The sequence below is a fragment of the Planctomicrobium aquicomposti genome (assembly GCF_051466325.1).
Lineage (GTDB): Bacteria > Planctomycetota > Planctomycetia > Planctomycetales > Planctomycetaceae > Planctomicrobium.
In genome coordinates this window covers 4,865,542-4,884,883 of the sequence record NZ_CP195792.1, presented here as the reverse complement: position 1 = coordinate 4,884,883, position 19,342 = coordinate 4,865,542, and the positions used below count along the sequence as shown (strand labels likewise).

The window sequence follows — 19,342 nt, the reverse complement described above, 5'->3', positions numbered from 1 at the left end:
AAACTCTTGCTGTGACGCGACTTGCGTCAACCTGCCTCAAGCAGTGCAGCGTCCTGACTACCACCATACTACCCTGTTTGGTGAAAGGAACTGCACATGCCACGGCGCACGCTCCCGAAATATTCTCTGCATCGGGCGACCGGACAAGCTCGCGTCCGGATCGACGGGAAGGACCACTATCTGGGCGTCTATGGGTCCGCCGAATCGAATCAACGCTATACGGAACTGCTGGCGAGATGGCAGCGTTCGAGTGGCAAGCCTGTTCAGGATGTCACCATTGGCATTCTCACAAAGCTGTATCTGGAACGGTGCAAAACCTACTACGTCAAGAACGGCGAGCAAACAGGGGAAGTGGGTTCCATTCGCATTGCGCTGAAGAGGCTGAACCGCAAATACCGGAATCTGCTGGCCCGGGATTTTGACTCGCTGAAACTCAAGGCTGTCCGGGAGCTGCTGATTGACGAGAGGTTTGTCCGGACGTCGATCAATCAGCACATGTCCCGCATTCGGGGAATGTTCAAATGGGCTGCCTCTGAAAAGATGGTCGATCAATCGGTCTGGCTGGAACTGCGGACCGTGGACGGCCTCAAGGCAGGACGATCCCGGGCATTGGAGCCGGAGCCCGTGGGGACCGTCCCTGATGCCCTGGTCGATGCTATCAAGCCTCACGTCACGACCACAGTCTGGGCGATGGTATCACTGCAAAGGCTCACCGGAATGAGGCCGGGCGAGGTGCTGCGAATGCGAGCCTGCGACATCAACATGGGCGGATCAGTCTGGGAGTACATCCCCGGCGATCACAAAACTCGCCATCACGGCAAGCGTCGAATCGTTCTAATCGGCAGCCAAGCACAGTACATCCTGAAGCCATTCCTGAAGTCGAACCTGCAAGCCTTCCTCTTCGATCCTTCCGAAGGACGGCAGGAATTCGTCGGGAAGGAATACCGCACGGGCTCCCGGACGGCTGTTCGCAATGCGAGACGGCAGTACTCGCTCGAGGGATATTCCTGCGCCATCAAGCGGGCCTGCGACAAGGCAGGCGTTCCCCGCTGGACTCCGAACCAGTTGCGGCACAACTTCGCAACTCGGGCTCGGAGGGAATTTGGCATCGAGGCAGCCCGCGTCACACTGGGGCACTCGTCAGCCGTCACCAGTGAGATCTACGCCGAGCGGGATCTGGACGCAGCCCGGGCTGTTGTGGCCAAGATCGGTTGATGTAGGATTTCTGGACGCGGGATAGGCTGATCACCGAACAGCGGTTTTCCTGACCGCCCTCCCGCGTTCTCATCTCTTCAGGACGGCTCAGGAGGCCGGAACGATGGCAATTGATTTTCCCCAAGGCTGGGACGTGAGGAAGTTCACGGCATACTCTGAAAGATTGCAAGGTATTCTGCAGGATCTTGTTGACCACGTTGACACTTGGGTCAACTCAAAAGATATCAGTTGGGATTATGACAAGATCTCAGAGTGGATGGTCGAGCTGTGCGACTCTTTTACTGAAGAGCTTCAACGGCTGCACAAATCAAGCCTTGCGCTTAAGCAGTTCATCGTATGCAACGCCGGCGGATTACCCTCGGAAGAGTATGAATTTGTTGTGCAATACCCCGGCTGGGCGGGAGGACCGCAAGCATACTACGCTTGCACATTGCATGGGCTGGTAAGCGAGGTGGCAGATATCTGGATTTCTCAAGTCAGATATTTTTTCCGCAAGGTTCATTCGAGCGAAAGCGGGAAAGACCACCTTTCTATGGTGGACGACGATGGGATGGTTATTACAGAAATCACTGGCGAATTGCCCGACATTTTAAGTGCCGAAGAAAAGGCACTTGATCAGCTTGGCAGCACAATGTTGAGGTATTCGGTCCGGATTGAGCGTGAGCGATTAATGGTGTTGGGTGCGATTGGGGAACAAATGCAGCCTCCTGAACCATTCATTCCATCAAAAATGCAGGAAAAGATGCTCTCTCTCCTGGATGGTAAGGCAATGACCGGGGTGATGCTTGCTGAAAGGTTAGGACTCAAGAATCGCACTGAGATCTATAGCCGGGGATTGAGTGAACTGAGGAGCCGCGGTCTCGTCCAGAATGGCAAGCGCGGTGTCGGATATTATCGCCCTGATCGTCTCCCGCCGTTCTGACAGTCATTAGACTGTCAAGGGACTTACCCACGCCGTTTCTTGTCCTATCTTCGTTGCAGTTCATTTATTTCGGAACTGTGGCGAGGATTTTTCATGGTATCTGCTATAGCGGTTCGCGACGGGGTTCAGCTGGAACCTGTCAATTCGATCTGTAAACGCATCATCGGCAAACGTGTCGCGCCTAGCACGCTGTGGCGCTGGATCAAAACGGGAATTCGCGGCGGCAAGCTAGAAGCTGTTCACGTCAATGGGACGTGGCACTGCACTGCTGAAGCCTTCGCGGACTTCATCAACCGACAGACTGCCGCGCAGTTTGCTGCACGGGAGCATTCTGAAGATGTCACAGACGAGCAACTCCGCGCTGAGGGGCTGCTGTGACCCTGTCGTCCGCCCCGCACGCAGAACGCTACATCACCGCGCTGACATGCTATCAGCGTAGGGATACGTGGATTGACCCGGTCTGGATCACCCACGAGGGTCGGCGGGCGTTGTTCGTCACTGGCTCCATTCTGGGCCAGCGCGGCCGTCTGCATCCCGTACCGCGATACGGAGACCCCGGGGAGATCCGACGGGCCGTTCACACCAACGCGGGAATCGTGGTTGATGCGGTCAGCCGGACAGGTATCTGGGACGTGGCGGGCGATCCGTGGGACGAGATCCGCTGGTGTCTGTCGGTCTGCACTCTGCCTGTGCACGGAGATCACCACGCCGCGATTCTCCGGAGCCTCTTCGAGAAGCAGCAACAAATGATCGAGCTGCAGGACGAAATGCAGATGCTGCTGCGGGAGGTGGCATGAGTCCCAAAGCATCACAGAAACTTGTTCCGCAGAGTCTTGCAGAGCTGCGGGAATTGTACCCGGCTGAGGCTGAGCCGGTTATTGAAGGACTGGCGCGTCTGGGTGAAATCGTCAACGTTGTGAGTTGCAGCAAGATCGGCAAAACGTGGTTCAGTTACTGCCTGGCCATCAGCATTGTGACCGGTCAGCGGTGGATGGGCCGACGGGTGAGACGGGGCCGCGTACTGATCATCGACTACGAATTGATGAAGGCCACGATCTGGCATCGTCTCCGTGCTGTTGCAGAAGCAATGGGAGTCAGGTTCGAGGATGTGGAGCATCTGATCGAGGTGGTTTCCCTGCGCGGCCAGACCGTGGAGCTTCCCGGACTCAGCGCGAGGCTCGTGGATGACATTCCGCACGGGAAATACGCGGCGATCATTCTGGATGCCTTATACCGTGCCATGCCAGCGGCGGGTGGCGAGAACGACAACGCGAGCATGTCACAGGCCTACTGCATGGCCTGCCAATTTGGAGAGAGCACGGGAGCAGCATGGTTTCTCATTCATCACACGTCCAAAGGCGATCAGAGCGGGAAACGCGTCACCGATGTGGGAGCTGGTGCCGGTGCTCAATCCCGAGCCGCTGACGGCCATCTGATCCTGCGGGAGCACGAAGAGGACGATTGCGTCGTCCTGGATGCGGCGGTCCGGTCCTTCCCGCCAATTGAACCGCAGGTGCTGCGGTGGTGTTTCCCGCTCTGGCAGCCGCAGGAACACCTGAATCCCCTCGATCTGAAGAAACCCAAAGGGATGGGTGATGAGCGACAGGAGAAGCGGGACCGGGAAGGCTGCGAATCCATTATCAGGGTGCTCAATGCCGGGAAGCGGAACCGTCGCCAGATCCGCACGGAAACCGGCATTGGCTCTGATCGGGTGAATCGACTGCTGTCAGTGATGCTGACAACCGGAGCGGTGCGGATTATCGAGGCCACCACATCGCCAAAAGGAGATCACGTCGAATGGTTCGTCGTGGGAGATGGTCTGAAGGACTGAGAGATGGTCTGTACCAATGGACCAAGTCGGACCAAAAGATGGTCTGTACGGTCCTCTAAAGAGGGACCGACCATACCAACTGTTTTTTGGTCTGCGAGGCGGACCAATGGAAGGAGCGAAGATGCACTACGAAATTGCTTGTCCATCATGCTACTGCGAATTCTTCACGCCGATCGACAGCACGACTGCCGTATGTGAAGCCTGCAGGAAACGATTCAAGCTGCCACGACTGCCAGACAAGGAGAGCCAACCAACCAGACCAGACGACCGCGAATGCTGCGAGCCCTTCGCTGCAGCCTACGAATGAATCCGGACGACCCAAGCCACGTCCAGCAGGGGCAACGCGACAGACGCGATCCTAGGGCCCCTGGGGAGGGGGGTTGGGGGCGAATTCCCGGCGGGTCCTTCCGGGGGCTTGAAAGGGCGCGCAGGGCTCGGCTCTGCGGATTTTTTTGTCGCTAAGGGTTTGATTTTCAGTGTCGCCGTCGTCGTATCGAGGCGAAACAGGAGGGGGAAAAATGGATCAGAAACCACCAAAGATGCCTGAAATTGGCCACGACATGATCGCTCGCAACTTGCCAGAGATCGGCAAACTGTTCAGGGTCAACGAAAGGACCATTCAGCGCTGGCGGGATGCCGGAATGCCGCTGATTCGGGGGAAAGGGGGCTATCTCATCGGTCCCTGTGTCCAATGGCACGAATGCAGACGCTCCGCAGAATTCCTGCGAAAGCTCGCGGGCCGAAGCCAACTGGCTACCGGGGAGATCCTGCTGGAAATCGCCGATCAGCTCGAGCACATCGGCCGGAGCGCTTCGCTGCAGGGAGTGTCTTCGGGAGACCCAACGCCATGAACCCTGATCACCTCGCAGCCAGCCGTGACGAGATCGCGGCAATCTTTGGCAGGCCAGTCTCCCAGATCCGGAAATGGGAAGCCGCCGGAATGCCACCACAGGGAACAGAGGGGTTTAACGTCGCTGCCATCGTCGAGTGGCGTGAGACCCGGTGGGAACGGCGACTCAGCCAGTCTGGTCAGGATCCTGAACTGATCGACGGTGGCGAAGATTCACCTGCTCTGGAGGAATACCGACGCTGGCGTGCAAAGCTGGCCGAACTGGAGTTCCGCCGACAGGAAGGGCGGCTGGTTGAACTGGACGTTCTGAATCCGATGCTTTCGAAGTCCGCCGCACTGTTTCGCCGTGCGTGTGAGACCCTGGAACGCCGGTTCGGAACTGAGGCCGCAGACATCCTCCGCGAGGCCATCGACGATTCATGCCGTCTGATGGGCGTTGAAGAGGAACAAGGCGAGCAATAAGTACCGTTTCGCAGAAAATCGCCAACATCTAAGAAGAACAGTAACCACGGCGCTGAAGTGCTTTGCGTCCAATAGGACGCAGTAAATGATAACAAACGTTCATATCCGTATTGCTTGCGTTTTGCACATGCATAAAATGTGCTGTCATTGCTTATCACAGCATGAGGTGATGTATGAAGAATGATTTTCTGGACACTCGGGATGCAGCCCGGATGCTAAACCATAGCCCGATTACGCTGGCCTGTTGGCGGCAGCGCGGCGTCGGTCCCAGCTACGTGAAGATGCGCGGAAAGGTCCTGTATCAACGGAAGGACCTGCAGCGGTACATCGATGACCACCGGATTTCTAGCCGCGAGGTGGAGGATGTATGAACCGGTCGACTTCGCGGAACTTGAAGAGGTCCTGCGCGAAGACCTGGGAAATCCTGAATTCAAATTTGGCTTCGGCCATCTCTACGACAACCTATCGAAACAATATCGGGCAGTCCCGGTCCGGTTGCTGACGTTCAAAAACTTGATGGGTTGTTACTTCCCGCGAAGGCTCATCGTTTTTGATCAGCAGGGCAGGAAACATGTGTTCAACAACCTGAGCTTCACAACCGCCTATGCACTTGAACAAGGCGACATGTACTACTACGTAGGGATTGAGAATGCAGCCGACGCCGTTACTGAGAAGTGAAACCTGGGCGATTTTGCCCGGGGCTCTTGAATCGATCGCTCGCGCGGCAGAAATGCCCTCCAGCCGCGCCGCACAGGTGAAATCAGAAGGGAAGCGGGTCCCGATCACCTCAGCAGGTCCGTCCGTCGCTGTCATCGAGATTCGGGGGCCGCTCCAAAAGGACCCCAGCTGGATCACCTGGCTATTCCGAGGGACTGCCACCCGGCAGATCCGCCAACAGGTTCAGGCTGCCACCAAAAGCAGCACGATCGAAACCATTTTAATCGTTATCGACTCTCCCGGTGGAACCGTCAGCGGCACGGCAGACCTTGCGGATGACATTCGCCGGGCTGCCGAAACGAAACCGGTTATCGCCTTTGTTGAAGACATGGCAGCCAGTGCCGCTTACTGGATCGCTTCACAAGCCACTCACGTTTTTTGCAATCGCACGGCCACGATTGGAAGCATCGGAACGCTTCTTGTCGTCGAGGACACCTCGGGCGTCTACGAAGCGAATGGCGTGAAGGTGCACCGCATCCGAACCGGGAATTTCAAAGGCATCGGCGTTGATGGTGTCCCTGTCGCCGATGAAGAAATCGCCCATCTCCAGCAACTTGTTAACACGCAGAACAGCCTGTTTCTGCAGGCCATCCGTGATGGTCGGAAACTGTCGGCGGAGCAACTGAAACGAGTCTCCAACGCGGAACTGTTCATCGGCCAGCAGGCGGTGGACGTTGGCCTGGTCGACGGGATTCGCACCTTTGACCTGACACCATATACGCCGGGTGCAGAACGCCAGCGGCATCTCGACCGACTGGCCAGTGCCCAGCGCGAGGAAGCCGAAGCGGCGGAGCGGAAACGGCGGAGTGAAGCCCGATCCAAATATCGCAGCATTTAACCCCACAAAAGGAGTTTACCCATGTCCCACGCAGTGCCTGAGTCGCAACTTCAATGGCAACGCCTCATTCGTGAGAAGCGGGAAGCCGGTGCATCATTTGAGCAGGCGGTCCGAGCCGTCGAGCGGGAACACCCGGGTCTGCGGCAGCAGATGCTTGCCGACGCCAACCCCAAGGACTGAACAGTCCCCGTTCATATCGAACAGGGAACACACTTTTTCTAATGGAGAGACTTCGATGGCAGCAGCAACAAAAACCAAACCGTCAGAGGACCTGCAGAGCCTCCCCGTTGCGTCGCAGCAGCACGTCAGCGTGTATGCGATTGCGGATCGCGCGGACGAGATCCTGAGGCGCGCGGCGCTAGGCGATGGGCTTTCACCAGCGGACTCGGGGTCCCTGATCGCCGCAGGCCTGTTGCGAAACCTGGACCGCGCCAAGTACGTCGAAAAAATGGTTGGCATTCTGGAGAAACAGCAGATCGCTGGAACGGCGGAAGAGCGTGCAGCGGCACAAGCTCACTGCGACGACCTGAAGGAGAAGGCAGCGGAGCGACTCCCGGGCCTGCAGAAGCAGATCAGCGAATTGCAGCTTGAGGTGGATCGCCTCAACGACGGCGTTCGGGCTGCCGAAAATAAAGTGGCCACGATGAATCAGGCCGTCAGGGAACTCCGGGACCCGCGACACCTTCTGCCTATTTTGGCTGATGTACGGGCCACATTACAACGAGAGCGACGCGCCGTTTCGGTTGGGAGCGTGAAACTTAAAATCTCCGAGTATGACAAGGCTCTGAAGAGCATTGAAAGCGGTGCGACGAGTGTTTGGGACAGGGATCGCGAGAGAACCTGTGACGTCACACCGGATTATGTCTTCCAGTTGCAGGAGGCGAAGGCAGCTGCGGAACGCGAACTGAGGGCAATGCAGCGAGCGGAGGTTGCCATTGATGCCGACGTGGATGAATTGCTCAACCGGTACGTTCCCTGATCCGCTGGCCCCTCTCCTGCCGGCGGCTGATCCCGGGGAGGGACAGCGCGACCCTTCCCGGGTGAAACCTCTCAACCCTTCACCAAAAAGCATCACGCAACATGCCCAGTCCGCACGATCTAGTCAGGCGTCAAGATGGAGACTACCGAGAATCCCAACAGGACAGGGACTGGACCGATGTTGTGGGGGCGATTCTGAGCCCGAAATCGAAGGCAAACTGCCAGTGCGGAAAATGTGTCCGGGCTGGAGCCATCCTCCGCGAGGATCGTGAATGGTGCTCCCTCTATGTCCTCACACTCAATTATCCCTTGGGCGGAAACAGGTCGCGCCACAAGGTGCACGAAATCTCCTACGACCCCGAGGGTGATGACTCCGATTACTGGGAAGGGGACGACATCGAGGCGCAGTTGCTTCCGGAACCGGATTCAGAATCTGGTGAAGGCGAGGGGGAACCTGCAATCCCCAACCAGAAGTACCGGCTCCGGCTGACTTCCACGGGCGATCCGCGCGACTTGGCCGCTGTGACCCTCATTCTCTACCGCCTGGAGGAAGAGGACGAGCTGGAAGAGGTGGCTGCTATCCCAGCGGGTCCGGACAACCCCTTGGCCATCTGGAAGAACGTCGGGTTCGTCAGACCGCTGTGTGGGTTTCAACTGAATACGTGGGAAGGCGTCGATCCCGACCTGGGGCTGACATTCAACGAGGGATGCTCAGTGTGCGTCAATCCCCATCACTTGACCCTCATCGAAGACATCCCCTGCATCGAGGAGACGATTGATTCCGAGACTGGGGAACTCGTCTACACCGGCGAGGCGCCCGAGATGTACAGGCTCGAGGAACAACTGGAGATGCCAGAGGAGTTCGGTCCGGGCCTGCACTGCAATTTGATTCGAGACTGGTTCAACGCCAACGAAGTCGGGAAGGCCGTCATTCTCAAAGCGAGATCAGACGGTTGGCGATTCACAAAATCAGGCACGATAGACAGTATACCCTTCGGTAGGTACTACGGGTTTTCTGTCAGCTTCCGGCCGTGCAGTTCCACTCTGGATGGCACCAAAAGAGGAATTCTGGAGATCGGCTGGAATATCAGCGCGACCGCTGAACTCGGGGACGGTTCTTCAGCGCGATACTACTTGCACGTCAACGGAGAATCGCAGAAGGACTTGGGAGGGACCCTGAAGTTCATCAAATATCAGACTGGCCTCACTGACTGCCTGGTCGGTGTCGACACCGCCCAGTTGTTTCCGGATGTGGTCCACCTGACCCCTGCATCCTGACACGGTCGCTCAATGCTGCGGGGACACGCTATGAGGGCCACAATGCCAACAGAAGCAAGTGAGGCTGGCACCTACGAACCGACTCCCGAAGAGATCCGGGCGGCTTGCCTGGAGATTCAGGCGGAATGGACGGAAACCGAACGGCTGAGGCGTGGCAGGGGGGCTGCCCATGCGGTCGATCCGGAACGACGCTGCCGGGTGCACTGTGCGACCCTGGAGCCGTCCAAGAGCTGGGAGTGAGCAGTAGGCCATCTGTCCGGAACAGACTCCAGAGCGTCCCCGGACCTGCAGCAGGGGGCCGATAGAGTGGGTTGTACCGGGCCTGTCGATCGGGCTGGGCCGGACCCCACCGCCCCGAATCCCTTGAATCGCGGTCGGGCGGCGGGTCTAATGCGGCTGAGGGCAACTCTTGAGGGCAACAAGAAAAGCAAGGCATCCCAACTCACAAACCGAGTGGTTAGTTCACTCTGCGGTGACATTTCACTGGATTTCTTGCGGTCAACCTTCCGCATCAGCGTCCGGAGCGGCCGAAAACGGAGCTGCTCCTTCGAAGTCAGGAATTTCGCTCATTGACGACCTGTTGACTTATAAGTAAACTCAATGAAGCCACCCAAACGTGTCGATAGAGTTGTAGCGAAAGGGCCGTTTGGAACGGTGGAATACTGCATTCGATCTTGCTGCACGTTAGAGGCTCGCGACTGGCTGGCGGGCCTCCCCTCTTCAGTTCGCGGTGGCTTCGACGCTCTGTTCAAGAGGCTTTTGGAGCACGGCCGAATCTTCGACAAAACAAAGTTCCGAAACATTGGCGACCAAGTATGGGAGTTCAAGAAACGCCAAGGGGCAGGCTACAGGCTGTTTTGTGTTCACCAAGGCAATCGTTGGCTTTTAACGCATGGGACAGTGAAACCTGGCGACAAAAGACTCCCAATAGAGCGAGATCACGCAAATTTAATTTTTGATGAACATGTCGCCTTTGAGTCAGCGGAGTCCCGCCGTGAGAAGCGCAACAAGTAGGTAAACGAAAGAGAGTGAAAACACATGACCTATCGCTCCCAGTTGCGGGATGAGCTTACCTCCACCGAAACAGGCCGGCGGGAGTGGCAGCAGGAACGGTCCATCTTAGATACAACAGAACTGATCTGCGAGATGATGTATGAGCAGGGATTGAGTCGCGCAGATTTAGCGAAGAGGCTTGGAAAATCGAAGGGTTATATTTCTAAGTTCCTAGATGGCACAACAAACATGACCATTCGGACAATTTCCGATGTCTTCGGGTGCCTTGGATATGAATTCCACCCCACTCGAAAGCCAATTGATACCCCGCGCTTCGGGGAGATCTCCATGAGCTTTAGCCCCCCCGCAGACATTGCGGAAGAGGAGTGTGACATCTGGGTCGTCGACGATTTACGTGAACCAACCATTTCAGTGGGCCGATGAGAACATGAAGAAGAAGAGCCGCAAGAAGACCCCTGCGCAGCGAGTCAAAGACCTGGCGATTCCCGTGCCAGTGCTCTACTTGCGGGCGGACCTTTCCTCGGTTCGCATGGACGCTTGTCAGGCCTCGCGAATTCCGCGTCAGGGGGATTCAGTGGAGCCTCCTCGTGACCACCACCTAAAGGTTTCCTGCCGAGGTCAAGTCGAAAGGTCGAGCGACGGTGAGAAGTCTTGGCTGATTTACTTTGCAAATCTGTCAGTCGAAACAGAGACGGCTAAAAAGGACGTGGTGGAGATTGAGGCACTCTTTCGGGTGGCATATCGACTCAAAGACTCACTCCCGGTTGACCCTCAAGAGATCGACGAATTTGCAAAGGGTCTCCTTCTCTTGAATGTTTGGCCTTACTTTCGAGAGTTTGTGCAATCAACGACATTAAGAATGGGCCTACCACCGCTTACTCTCCCGCTGTTCACGCCATCGAGTCTAAAGGACTGGAAGGCGATAAGCGACACGCAAGACCAAGCATGACAACATGCGCTCAGCGTAAGGTGGTGCCACCATTGCGATGAGCCCTGCGCGATGGCCCACGGCCCGGAAGTCTTCGGACTCTCCGGGCTGTTTTCGTTTCTGGCGGCATGTGTTCAGCCTGAACACTTCTGAACACATTTGTTAAGACCGCAAAATTCTCTTCCCGTGACCACGCTTCAGGTTACGGATTTCAGGGTGTGTTCAACTCCCCTCAAACGGCCGTTCCCGCATGTAGTGATAAGGAGATCACACACATGCGAGACGAACTGACCGAGACGGCAACTCCCTTTTCCTTGACTGCCGACAGATTCGCCAGATGGAAAAATTCCGAAGTCGCATTTTTCCTAGGTTTTGCGAGTGTTTCGAGCGACCTGCTGGCGTTTCTGTCGCCAATTCTGTCGCCACCTCTCCTTCGTATTGAAGGGGAGGTCTGGGTCTGATGCCTGCTGAGACATCTATCAAGGTTCTACGTTCCGGTGGGGAAGGGCGTCGGTCGCCTGACCTGGACCCGGGGATGGAACCATCCAGTTCGCCCTGGCTGTGCATTGCTGATCTGGTTCCCCTGTCGCCACTGCAAGTCACTATTGCCAAGCTGGAGATCGTCAAGGATGGAACGCACTCCCGTGGTCATGCAGTCGCAGCTCTCTCTTTCGAGGGGATGAGTAAACGCCTGGTTCTCAATGCCGCGAATTCGGATTTGTTGCGGAGGAAGTACGGTGCAACCCTAACACAGCTGGCAGGGCAGGCTGTGATTCTGGCCGTGGAACCGCTGAAACGTCCCATCGGCCAGCAGACCCACTGCATTCGAATCAAGTGACGTCCTACTTGTGCGTCTGCTTGTTGCGACTTTGCAGTGATTCGACAATCGCGTCTTTCGCTCCCTTTCGAGCCGCGTGGTAGGCAATGAATACAATGCCACCTCCGAAGAGCGTCAAGAAGAGCAGTACGACCAAAATGATGATCACTTCCGCAGGGCCGATACCGAACATGCTCTAGCCGTTTCGTTTCTAGGTCCTCTGCCTCAGCTGCGACAACCCGGTCGCGGCCCGTGTGCATCTAACCCCTGAATCTTTCGTGCGAAACTATCGGTTCCCGGAGAGATCGCGAAGCGGAGTCCGCCTCGCTGCTGGATTCTTCGAGCCGTCCGGCAGGTAGAAGGGAGTTTCGTTCGGGCACTGCGGGAGCGTTTTCCGGGCCAGTTCCTCACGGACTGAACTTTCCAGCTGTCTCAATTCTTCGGGGATGATCAGCAGACGATGCCAGTCTCGTTTTGGATTATCACGATTCCGAATAATGAACTCAACGAGATCTCGATCGCTGATTCGCCATTTCCGGTGTGTGCTATGACTCCCAACGTCAACTGCCCGAAGATGCCCATAGACGATAAGCTGAGAGACATGCTCCGGCTTTCGTCCAATCAACGTAGCAGCTTGTGACACCGAACGCCTGCGGTTCTGCAGGTCGAGGGAATCTGTCGGCGTGAGGTAGTCAGCAGTTTGCCCGTGCTTCAGCGGCTGGTACCTCTGCCCCTTCTTCCAGGGCCAATAGCTAATTCCCTTGAGAAACGATGCAAAGCTGTCTTTGTGGACTCGAAGAGTCTTTCTGGATGCTCCGGGGATTCCAACGTCAATCGCAGCCAGTTGCTTGAGGCGGATCAACCTGTGGACATGAGCGACACTACACTGAAGGTGTCTGGAAATTTGCTTCGGAGTGAGAAACATTGCCGCACCTCGTCTTTTCGTTGAGAACTCGACTCAGCCACGGACTGCTCGTTTGCGAACGGCAACGTTCAAGAAACGCTGCCAACTCGCGTTCGCAGATCCGCATACCGGAGCCACCCCCGTTGATCATCTTGAGATGACCATTGCGAATAATCTGCTCCACTTCGAGTTCCGTGGCGCCGAGGATCTGAGAGGCGTCATAGATTGAGAGCCGGCGTCTTCCGGTTTTCGTAGGAGGCGAGGGAGTGAAATAGTCTGGAATTGGCTCTCTGATACGTGACCGCTGACGTTCTCGAGGGACGCGTTTGAACGTCCGAGCCTCAATGAATCGTTCCAGGCTAGCGGACGGAATACGGAGCTTGACGTTGTCGGTTCCCGCGAGGCTGATATCCAGGGCTTCCAATTCCCGGACCTTAACGAGCCTTTTGATGTGTGCGGTGCTGACCTGGAGATGTTCGGCCACTTGTTTCAGAGTCAGCAGCATGCTGTATCCTTGCTCCACGCGGCTCACTGAAACCGTCCAAGCTGCAGGTATTTTCGGCTACTTTCGCTTCGTTTTCCCCTGACCGTCTTCCAGCTCGCTCTCTGCGGCCTCCGTCAGCCTAAGCCTCATCCAGTCTGCCAGAGAACGCTGCGATTTTTGCGCGGCTCGTTCCCAGAGCCTCTTCTGCTCGATGGTGCATGTGCCTTTGAACTGTTCTGGCTTAATTCCGCTCATGATGGGAGGAATTTTGACAGTGGTGACAGTCTGTTGACAAGATGGAACCAACATGGTACCACCTTGGTACGGCAGTCATCCGTGCGAGGAATGGTTGCCGGAGAAATTCGAACACCCGGGCATTGCCTGGATCTGACCCGCTGCTGTGATGCTCGCACCATCCGGCCAGCGGGTTTTTCTTTGGGCTGAAGAGGACAGCCACCTCCGGGCAGCGTGCTGATTCACAAGGCACAGCGCAAAAAGAAAGCCGACAGGAATGGTTCCCATCGGCTCGTTCATCACCAAGCCTGCCGGATGTTTCTGAGGCAACGGCAGGCCAGCTACGGAGAGTATTCCATGATTTCAGCCGTTGAGCAAGTCCACGATGTTTCCGATGCTCCTTTCACCGATGCCGACCATATCCGGGTGGCGCGTGCTGCATTCCGGGCGGGTGTGAAAGCGGCCCTCAAACTGGAATCGCGGCGCCACAACGACGGGCAGACCTGTTGTTCCGTCTGCGGCGAGCATCAGAAGAAACTGAATCTGGTCCGCATCGTCCCCCGCAGCAGGGGAGGAGACGATACGGCGGACAACTTGGCTCTGATGTGCGAGAGCTGCACCCAGATGCGGAATGGCCTGTCCGCCCACGAATGGCACGCCAAGCTACTGGCGATGGCTGAGCAGGTCCGCAACCTGGACAAAGGGCAGATTCCATCAGAATCACCGCAGACGACACAGGAAGCTCGCCAGTGCGTTCTGGAAGCGACCTGTGATTCCAGCGTCGGCCCCGATGCCAAGCACGCTGAGCGGCTGCAGCGGATGTGTGACCAGACCCCCGGGGGTTGGATCAGTGCGACAGAGTTTGCGGCCCTCACGGTGAAAGAGCGTGAGGCGGTCACCCTGTCGCTGGAGAATCGCGGTTATTCATTGCACTCGAACGGCAAACGGCTTTGGATCATGGATGCAGAGCGGCTGAAGCGCCCCGTTGAGTTCTGCGAATTTGAGCCGCAAGTGGAGTTCGGAATCAACAACGGTGAACAGCGACTCCCCCACGCAGACGGCATCAAGTTCACGTTCCTGAATGAACGCGATCCCGTGAAGTGCTGGAACATGCTCCGGGAGTTCCTGGCAGCACTGCAGCAGTTCCCGCTGGATCTGTCGGCCATGCATGAAACAGAAGAGGCAGCCGCATAGTGTCACTGCCTGATGTCACGGCAGGCAGGTTCCCCCCGGTCCGGTTGGCGACGGACTGGGGGTTTTTGTTGCGCTGTAAGCTAGATCAAAAGATAAGTTATCTGCGCGAAAATCTGACTACCACAACCTACCCTTTTGCTACCGGGACCTACCAAAAATCCGCAGAAAACATGCGGTCGACATAGAGTGGTAGTGAAAAGGATTGAATTCAGATCCGAATCGCGTAGACTGCATGAATCATGCGGTAGAACGGACGTTGTAGGGGTTTCCGGCGAAAGATTCTGATTCTTTTAGTCTAGGTTCGAATCCTAGTCGGGCAATGAAATAAGCCGCTTCCAAGTAACGACTTGCGTCGACTCTTGGGAAGCGGTTTTTTGCGTTATTCAGGGCTGTGCTCCCTCGGTGCTCTCTGGCGGTGGGGCAGCGTGCGACCGGACCGGCGGCCGAGAGGTGGTCGGTGGCTCAGGGGCTCAGGTCGGTGCCCGGGTCCGTGGGGGCTCATGGTGCCGACTGGGTAACGCGCTCCAGAATCGCTTTCGTCTGCTCCGGCGAGTCGTTCGGTTGATGAACCCACACTCCGTAGCGGAACTCAAAGCTTTCGCCCGGCTGCAGAACCTTAGCAGGTTCGGCGGCGACGGGGTTCCCCGGAGAGGCGTACGAGCTGGAGCCGAAGGGATTCATAGCGAAGACCCCGAAATTGCGGACGTGGTGCCGCGATGGCCACGGATTGGTTGCCGGGTCCAGCAGTGTCACAGCGAAATCGTGACCGGCCACCGGCCCGCGATAGGTCACCCAGGGGGATCTCCGGCCCCAGATCGCATTGGTCCCCTGCAGCCCATCAGCATTATCGACCAGTCCCTTGCTCTGAACTTCACGCATCGTATTCGGCAGGCGAATGGCAAACATCCCTTCCTTGGTGTTTTCAAATGTCACTTGCGACTGGTGAGCGGTCAGCTTCGTGTGATAAGTCAGCAGGCGGTCGTCGCTTACCGTGACATGTGCGGTTTCCACAAGCACCGGCGTTCCGTCACTGCCGAGCCAGTGGTTCACCGCTTCGAACTCGGCGGTCTGGTCACCCGACTTCAGAATCGTGACCCCTCGATTGACGATCTTTCCATCCTCTTTCCAGAATTTGATGCCGTTGACTTCGTCGACGGCACACCAGATTCCACGATGGTGTGGGTGATCGTAATAATCCGGGTCGAGAACTTTGCGTTTCTCGGGAGGATGGGGATTGATCAACCGGGTCACAACCGCTGCCAGAGGCGCGACCTCTTCACGCGCAATCCACAGTTGTTTGTCCTGCAGCCAGAGTTGATTTCCGTCCACTCGTGCGATCGTGAGAACTTCTGGATAAGCGACCGGACGGCGTTGCCCGTCGGCACTCACCAGGGAGCCCGAGTTCGTCGCCACGATCACCTGTCTCGCCCAGGGATCGGATGCGGCGTCGGCCACTGCTTGCTTGAGGAGTTCATAGCCTCCTGGCCCGGTCACCGGGAGGAAAAAGGGTTTCGGCTGTTCTTCCGCATACCGGTAGACCGTGAAGACATCATCACCGATCATCACCTTGAGGGAGTGGTCCGCCGGAATCAGGTTGACCGGCTCAGCGGTGGCGATCGCAGGAGCGGCTGCGAGTGCCCACACCGTCAGCCAGCGCATTCCCCAGCGGAGAAAGGGAGGAACTCTCAAGGCATCTCCCGCACAGCAATCTGACTTGTTGTTCATGATGACCCTGTTGCCCGGAACTGTGATTGCCGAGTCTCTTCTGTCGAAGATCTTACGTGATGAAGCAGACCAAGGGAATTCGCCCCGCTGTCGGCAAGGCGGGAGGAAGGGGCAGAGACCAGCTGAGCTCATGTCTGCTTTACCTCCGCCAGAAACGCCAGATGTCGCTGCGAGTCGTTTTCGAGTCCTTTCAATTTGATCGGTTGACTACTCTGCTCGTCAGCGGTCCCTGCGTTGGCTTGCACAACGAGCGCCGCTGCAGGATTCTTGACATTCGGTAGTCGCGTCGATTCTGCAGCGATGTGATCGCCCCGTCATTTTCAAACAGCCCGCAGCGGTGTATCTGTCGAGTGATGTCGGCGACAACGACAGGCATGAGGCACCTGCTTCAGGCCTGCCACAGCGGCGCAATAAAAACAGGACGATAATCCGTGAGTCTTTTGGAAGCGTTCAATTTCGTGGGCCGGTGGCCATTCATCATGGGATCGCTGCTGATGGGGCTGATTGGGGATTCACCACTTTACGCAGGGGATGCGACGTTGATTGTCGCCACGTTCGCTCCCGGAGAAGCAGGGGGCATTGAACACTGTCGCTTCGATGAAGAGACAGGAGCGATTCAGGGGGTCGGCAGGACAACCGGGATCGAGCATGTGTTTTACATGGCGGTCTCGCCCGATGGACGGTTTCTGTATGCGACTCATGCCCCCGGGAAGTTTGGTGGCTCCACCCCGGAGTTTGTTGCCGCGTATCGTCGCGATCCGCAGACAGGAGCGCTCACGCTCCTCAATCAGCAGAGTACGGGAGGAACCGCAAGTTGCTTTCTGGAAGTGGACGCAACGGGGGGAGTGCTGTTGCTGGCCAACTATGCGTCGGCAACGGTCGCCTCGCTGCCGATTCGCGAAGACGGTTCACTCGAGCCGATCGCCTCGCTGTTGACGCACACTGGCTCGGGGACAGATCCGGTCAGGCAGGCGAAGCCGCATCCGCATTGCATTGTTCGCAGCCCGGACAATCGCTTTGCGTTCGTGGCTGATCTGGGGCTCGACCAGATCATTGGATATCCGCTGGAGGCCCGGACAGGCAAACTGCTCTCCACCCGTCCGCAGATCACCAGGACATTTCCGGGAGCGGGCCCCCGGCATTTGAGGTTTCACCCGGACGGAGAACATCTCATCGTCATCAACGAACTGGCAGGGTCGATCACTCTGTTTGATTACGATTCGGAATCGGGGCGGATGAGTGAAGTCCAGACTCTCTCCACGCTGCCGGAAGGCTTTTCAGGTAAGAGTCTGTGTGCGGACCTGCGGATCACTCCCGACGGCCGGTTTCTGTATGCGACGAATCGGGGACACGACAGCATTGCTGCCTTTCGTATCCTGCCGGATGCCACGTTGCAGTTGGTCTCCATTGTTCCCAGTCAGGGTGAGGGGCCGCAGAATCTGGGGATCAGCCCGAATGGCAAATGGCTGCTGTGTGCCAACATGCCGGGAAATTCCGTTTCCGTCTTTCAGATTGATCCCGAAACTGGCGAGCTGGCGCTGCACGGATCACCCGTGTCATTCCCGAAGCCGCCTTGCCTCATTCTGGTGCAGGAGTAACGTCGAGACGGCGTTGCGAATCACGAGTTGAAGGAAGTCCTCCGGGGGAGTTGCCTGCCTTCGGACGGGGGGAATGGGAAGGGGCTCCCTGTGGGCCGCGGTCTCTGCCGTCGAGACCCGAATTGAATATCCATTTGCAGACGCTGTTTCTCTCGGGGATCATGATTCTCGCAGGGCTGGTTTTTCGCTCACAGGTCCGCAAGGAGTTGGCCCGGGAGATGCAGAAAGCCAGCGGACAACATCCCGGGGCGGCGTTCACTCCACCAGAACTCGACCCGGCCGATCTCCCTCCGGGTGATTTCGGTGTCGAAGTTCCAAAGTGGCTGATGATGCGGCTGAGTGCTGCCGACTTTCTGGATCGCTATCGACTCGTCTGGATTCCGCTGACCGCACTTTTCTTCTGGATCATGCTGTTCGCGTTCCGCGCGATTTTTTTCTCCTCAGTACCTGAAGCGGGCTCAGGGACGTTTGATCTCGTCTTTCAGCAGCAAAAGGACCAGTCCGTTTATTGTCTCTTCCACTCGAAACCGCTCTCCGGTGTGTGGAGTCAGTGGCTCTGCCGGAGCAGGGGACTCCGTGACAAGAGTCAGTTGAACCTCTTTGCAGAAGGCATGGGTGCGGCGAAAGCGGGGAGGCAAAGTGAACTCTTCATCACCCGCGCGATAGCGAATGTCGTGCGGGCTGTCGTTGGCCACCTGAAATTCGACCATCGCGGACTTGGGACGAGCGAACAGCTGCACGCCAAAGTAAATTCCGGTCTCGCGGCTCTGGGCGACGCCGACTCCGATCTCAGTGACATCCGGCTGCAGCATGTTGGCCCGGTGCGGTGGTGAATTCTTCCAGCCGGTGATGAACCCATTGGCGAGAGCCCCTGTTGAGAGGCCTGTCGACTTGAACAGGAATCCGATGTTCTCCGCCATCAGGCAGGAGTCATAACCGGCGGCGGTCAGACGTTGGGAAGGCTGCTGGTCGTCGGCTTCATGGCCGTACTTGCCGGTGCGGGCCATGAACTCGGCAAAGCTCTGCGCCGCCCTGTCGAGCTGCTCGTTGCGGCCCAGCGGCGAACGTTTCTCACTCTTGCGGAAACGGTTTGTCTGTTCGCGGATAATGGTTGCAGAGCGAGAGATGTCGGTCTGCACGGTCGGACGATAGGGCCCGAAATCCTGACTCGTCAGTTGCCGCGTTCCCTGATGCGCAGGAGGCTCTTCGAAGCTGAAGGCCAAGGGACACACAGTGAGCAGGCTCAGGCAGCAGAGTAGAGGCAGGCAGCGACGGGAATGAGGAGCACAGTGTGACATCCGGAAGGGTCCGATCGGTCGACAGACTGCAATGCATTTGGATTGGAGAGCGTTT

The 19,342-nt window shown here is 57.2% G+C and carries 22 protein-coding genes; 19 read left to right on the top strand and 3 right to left on the bottom strand.

The window, feature by feature from the left end; genetic code table 11:
• Positions 1 to 96 precede the first annotated feature (96 nt).
• The 17 genes from SH664x_RS18805 (at position 97) to SH664x_RS18725 (ending at position 11,871) form a co-directional block, all read left to right on the top strand.
• A complete protein-coding gene (locus tag SH664x_RS18805) occupies positions 97 to 1,215 on the top strand; it encodes a tyrosine-type recombinase/integrase (RefSeq protein WP_437203495.1) in 1,119 nt (372 codons plus the stop codon).
• A 103-nt stretch (positions 1,216 to 1,318) separates the two neighbouring features.
• Positions 1,319 to 2,137 carry a hypothetical protein gene (locus tag SH664x_RS18800; protein WP_437203493.1) on the top strand — a complete coding sequence of 273 codons (819 nt, stop codon included), beginning with the start codon at positions 1,319 to 1,321 and terminating at the stop codon, positions 2,135 to 2,137.
• A 93-nt stretch (positions 2,138 to 2,230) separates the two neighbouring features.
• On the top strand, positions 2,231 to 2,515 hold the full coding sequence (locus SH664x_RS18795; RefSeq protein WP_437203491.1) for a DUF1580 domain-containing protein: 285 nt from the start codon (positions 2,231 to 2,233) through the stop codon (positions 2,513 to 2,515).
• A complete protein-coding gene (locus SH664x_RS18790; protein WP_437203489.1) occupies positions 2,512 to 2,934 on the top strand; it encodes a hypothetical protein in 423 nt (140 codons plus the stop codon). The genes SH664x_RS18795 and SH664x_RS18790 overlap by 4 nt, the downstream gene beginning before the upstream one ends.
• Positions 2,931 to 3,968 carry an AAA family ATPase gene (locus SH664x_RS18785; protein ID WP_437203487.1) on the top strand — a complete coding sequence of 346 codons (1,038 nt, stop codon included), beginning with the start codon at positions 2,931 to 2,933 and terminating at the stop codon, positions 3,966 to 3,968. Before SH664x_RS18790 ends, SH664x_RS18785 begins: the two co-directional genes overlap by 4 nt.
• A gap of 518 nt (positions 3,969 to 4,486) precedes the next feature.
• The gene (locus SH664x_RS18780; RefSeq protein WP_437203485.1) at positions 4,487 to 4,819 is read left to right on the top strand and encodes a hypothetical protein; all 333 of its coding nucleotides are present in this window, start codon (positions 4,487 to 4,489) and stop codon (positions 4,817 to 4,819) included.
• Positions 4,816 to 5,280 carry a hypothetical protein gene (locus tag SH664x_RS18775; protein WP_437203483.1) on the top strand — a complete coding sequence of 155 codons (465 nt, stop codon included), beginning with the start codon at positions 4,816 to 4,818 and terminating at the stop codon, positions 5,278 to 5,280. Before SH664x_RS18780 ends, SH664x_RS18775 begins: the two co-directional genes overlap by 4 nt.
• Before the next feature lie 173 nt (positions 5,281 to 5,453).
• Positions 5,454 to 5,651, top strand: coding sequence for a helix-turn-helix domain-containing protein (locus SH664x_RS18770; RefSeq protein ID WP_437203481.1), 198 nt, complete (start codon positions 5,454 to 5,456; stop codon positions 5,649 to 5,651).
• Positions 5,644 to 5,958, top strand: coding sequence for a hypothetical protein (locus SH664x_RS18765; RefSeq protein ID WP_437203480.1), 315 nt, complete (start codon positions 5,644 to 5,646; stop codon positions 5,956 to 5,958). The genes SH664x_RS18770 and SH664x_RS18765 overlap by 8 nt, the downstream gene beginning before the upstream one ends.
• Positions 5,930 to 6,835 carry a S49 family peptidase gene (locus SH664x_RS18760; protein WP_437203478.1) on the top strand — a complete coding sequence of 302 codons (906 nt, stop codon included), beginning with the start codon at positions 5,930 to 5,932 and terminating at the stop codon, positions 6,833 to 6,835. The genes SH664x_RS18765 and SH664x_RS18760 overlap by 29 nt, the downstream gene beginning before the upstream one ends.
• A 21-nt stretch (positions 6,836 to 6,856) precedes the next feature.
• Entirely contained in the window at positions 6,857 to 7,015 is a 159-nt protein-coding gene (locus SH664x_RS18755) for a hypothetical protein (RefSeq protein WP_437203476.1), read from the top strand.
• Positions 6,990 to 7,814 (top strand): hypothetical protein, encoded by an 825-nt coding sequence (locus SH664x_RS18750; protein ID WP_437203474.1) that lies wholly within the window; start codon positions 6,990 to 6,992, stop codon positions 7,812 to 7,814. Before SH664x_RS18755 ends, SH664x_RS18750 begins: the two co-directional genes overlap by 26 nt.
• Before the next feature lie 101 nt (positions 7,815 to 7,915).
• Positions 7,916 to 9,091 carry a hypothetical protein gene (locus SH664x_RS18745; RefSeq protein ID WP_437203472.1) on the top strand — a complete coding sequence of 392 codons (1,176 nt, stop codon included), beginning with the start codon at positions 7,916 to 7,918 and terminating at the stop codon, positions 9,089 to 9,091.
• Positions 9,092 to 9,133: 42 nt separating this feature from the next.
• Positions 9,134 to 9,331 (top strand): hypothetical protein, encoded by a 198-nt coding sequence (locus SH664x_RS18740; RefSeq protein ID WP_437203471.1) that lies wholly within the window; start codon positions 9,134 to 9,136, stop codon positions 9,329 to 9,331.
• A 360-nt stretch (positions 9,332 to 9,691) separates the two neighbouring features.
• On the top strand, positions 9,692 to 10,105 hold the full coding sequence (locus tag SH664x_RS18735) for a type II toxin-antitoxin system RelE/ParE family toxin (RefSeq protein ID WP_437203469.1): 414 nt from the start codon (positions 9,692 to 9,694) through the stop codon (positions 10,103 to 10,105).
• A 24-nt stretch (positions 10,106 to 10,129) separates the two neighbouring features.
• The gene (locus tag SH664x_RS18730; protein WP_437203467.1) at positions 10,130 to 10,528 is read left to right on the top strand and encodes a helix-turn-helix domain-containing protein; all 399 of its coding nucleotides are present in this window, start codon (positions 10,130 to 10,132) and stop codon (positions 10,526 to 10,528) included.
• A 1,040-nt stretch (positions 10,529 to 11,568) separates the two neighbouring features.
• Positions 11,569 to 11,871 (top strand): hypothetical protein, encoded by a 303-nt coding sequence (locus SH664x_RS18725; RefSeq protein ID WP_437203466.1) that lies wholly within the window; start codon positions 11,569 to 11,571, stop codon positions 11,869 to 11,871.
• Positions 11,872 to 12,731: 860 nt separating this feature from the next.
• Here SH664x_RS18725 and SH664x_RS18720 read toward each other — a convergent pair.
• Positions 12,732 to 13,259, bottom strand: coding sequence for a helix-turn-helix domain-containing protein (locus SH664x_RS18720; RefSeq protein ID WP_437203464.1), 528 nt, complete (start codon positions 13,257 to 13,259; stop codon positions 12,732 to 12,734).
• Positions 13,260 to 13,829: 570 nt separating this feature from the next.
• Here SH664x_RS18720 and SH664x_RS18715 point away from each other — a divergent pair.
• Positions 13,830 to 14,666: an HNH endonuclease gene (locus SH664x_RS18715; RefSeq protein WP_437203462.1), complete on the top strand. Its 837-nt coding sequence runs from the start codon at positions 13,830 to 13,832 to the stop codon at positions 14,664 to 14,666.
• Between the two features lie 498 nt (positions 14,667 to 15,164).
• Here the strand turns inward: SH664x_RS18715 and SH664x_RS18710 are convergent, their stop codons facing one another.
• Positions 15,165 to 16,391: a DUF6807 family protein gene (locus SH664x_RS18710; RefSeq protein ID WP_437203460.1), complete on the bottom strand. Its 1,227-nt coding sequence runs from the start codon at positions 16,389 to 16,391 to the stop codon at positions 15,165 to 15,167.
• A gap of 431 nt (positions 16,392 to 16,822) precedes the next feature.
• Here SH664x_RS18710 and SH664x_RS18705 point away from each other — a divergent pair, with 431 nt between their 5' ends.
• Positions 16,823 to 17,989 carry a lactonase family protein gene (locus tag SH664x_RS18705; protein ID WP_437203458.1) on the top strand — a complete coding sequence of 389 codons (1,167 nt, stop codon included), beginning with the start codon at positions 16,823 to 16,825 and terminating at the stop codon, positions 17,987 to 17,989.
• Between the two features lie 458 nt (positions 17,990 to 18,447).
• Here the strand turns inward: SH664x_RS18705 and SH664x_RS18700 are convergent, their stop codons facing one another.
• Positions 18,448 to 19,212 carry a CAP domain-containing protein gene (locus SH664x_RS18700; RefSeq protein ID WP_437203456.1) on the bottom strand — a complete coding sequence of 255 codons (765 nt, stop codon included), beginning with the start codon at positions 19,210 to 19,212 and terminating at the stop codon, positions 18,448 to 18,450.
• Positions 19,213 to 19,342: the final 130 nt, after the last annotated feature.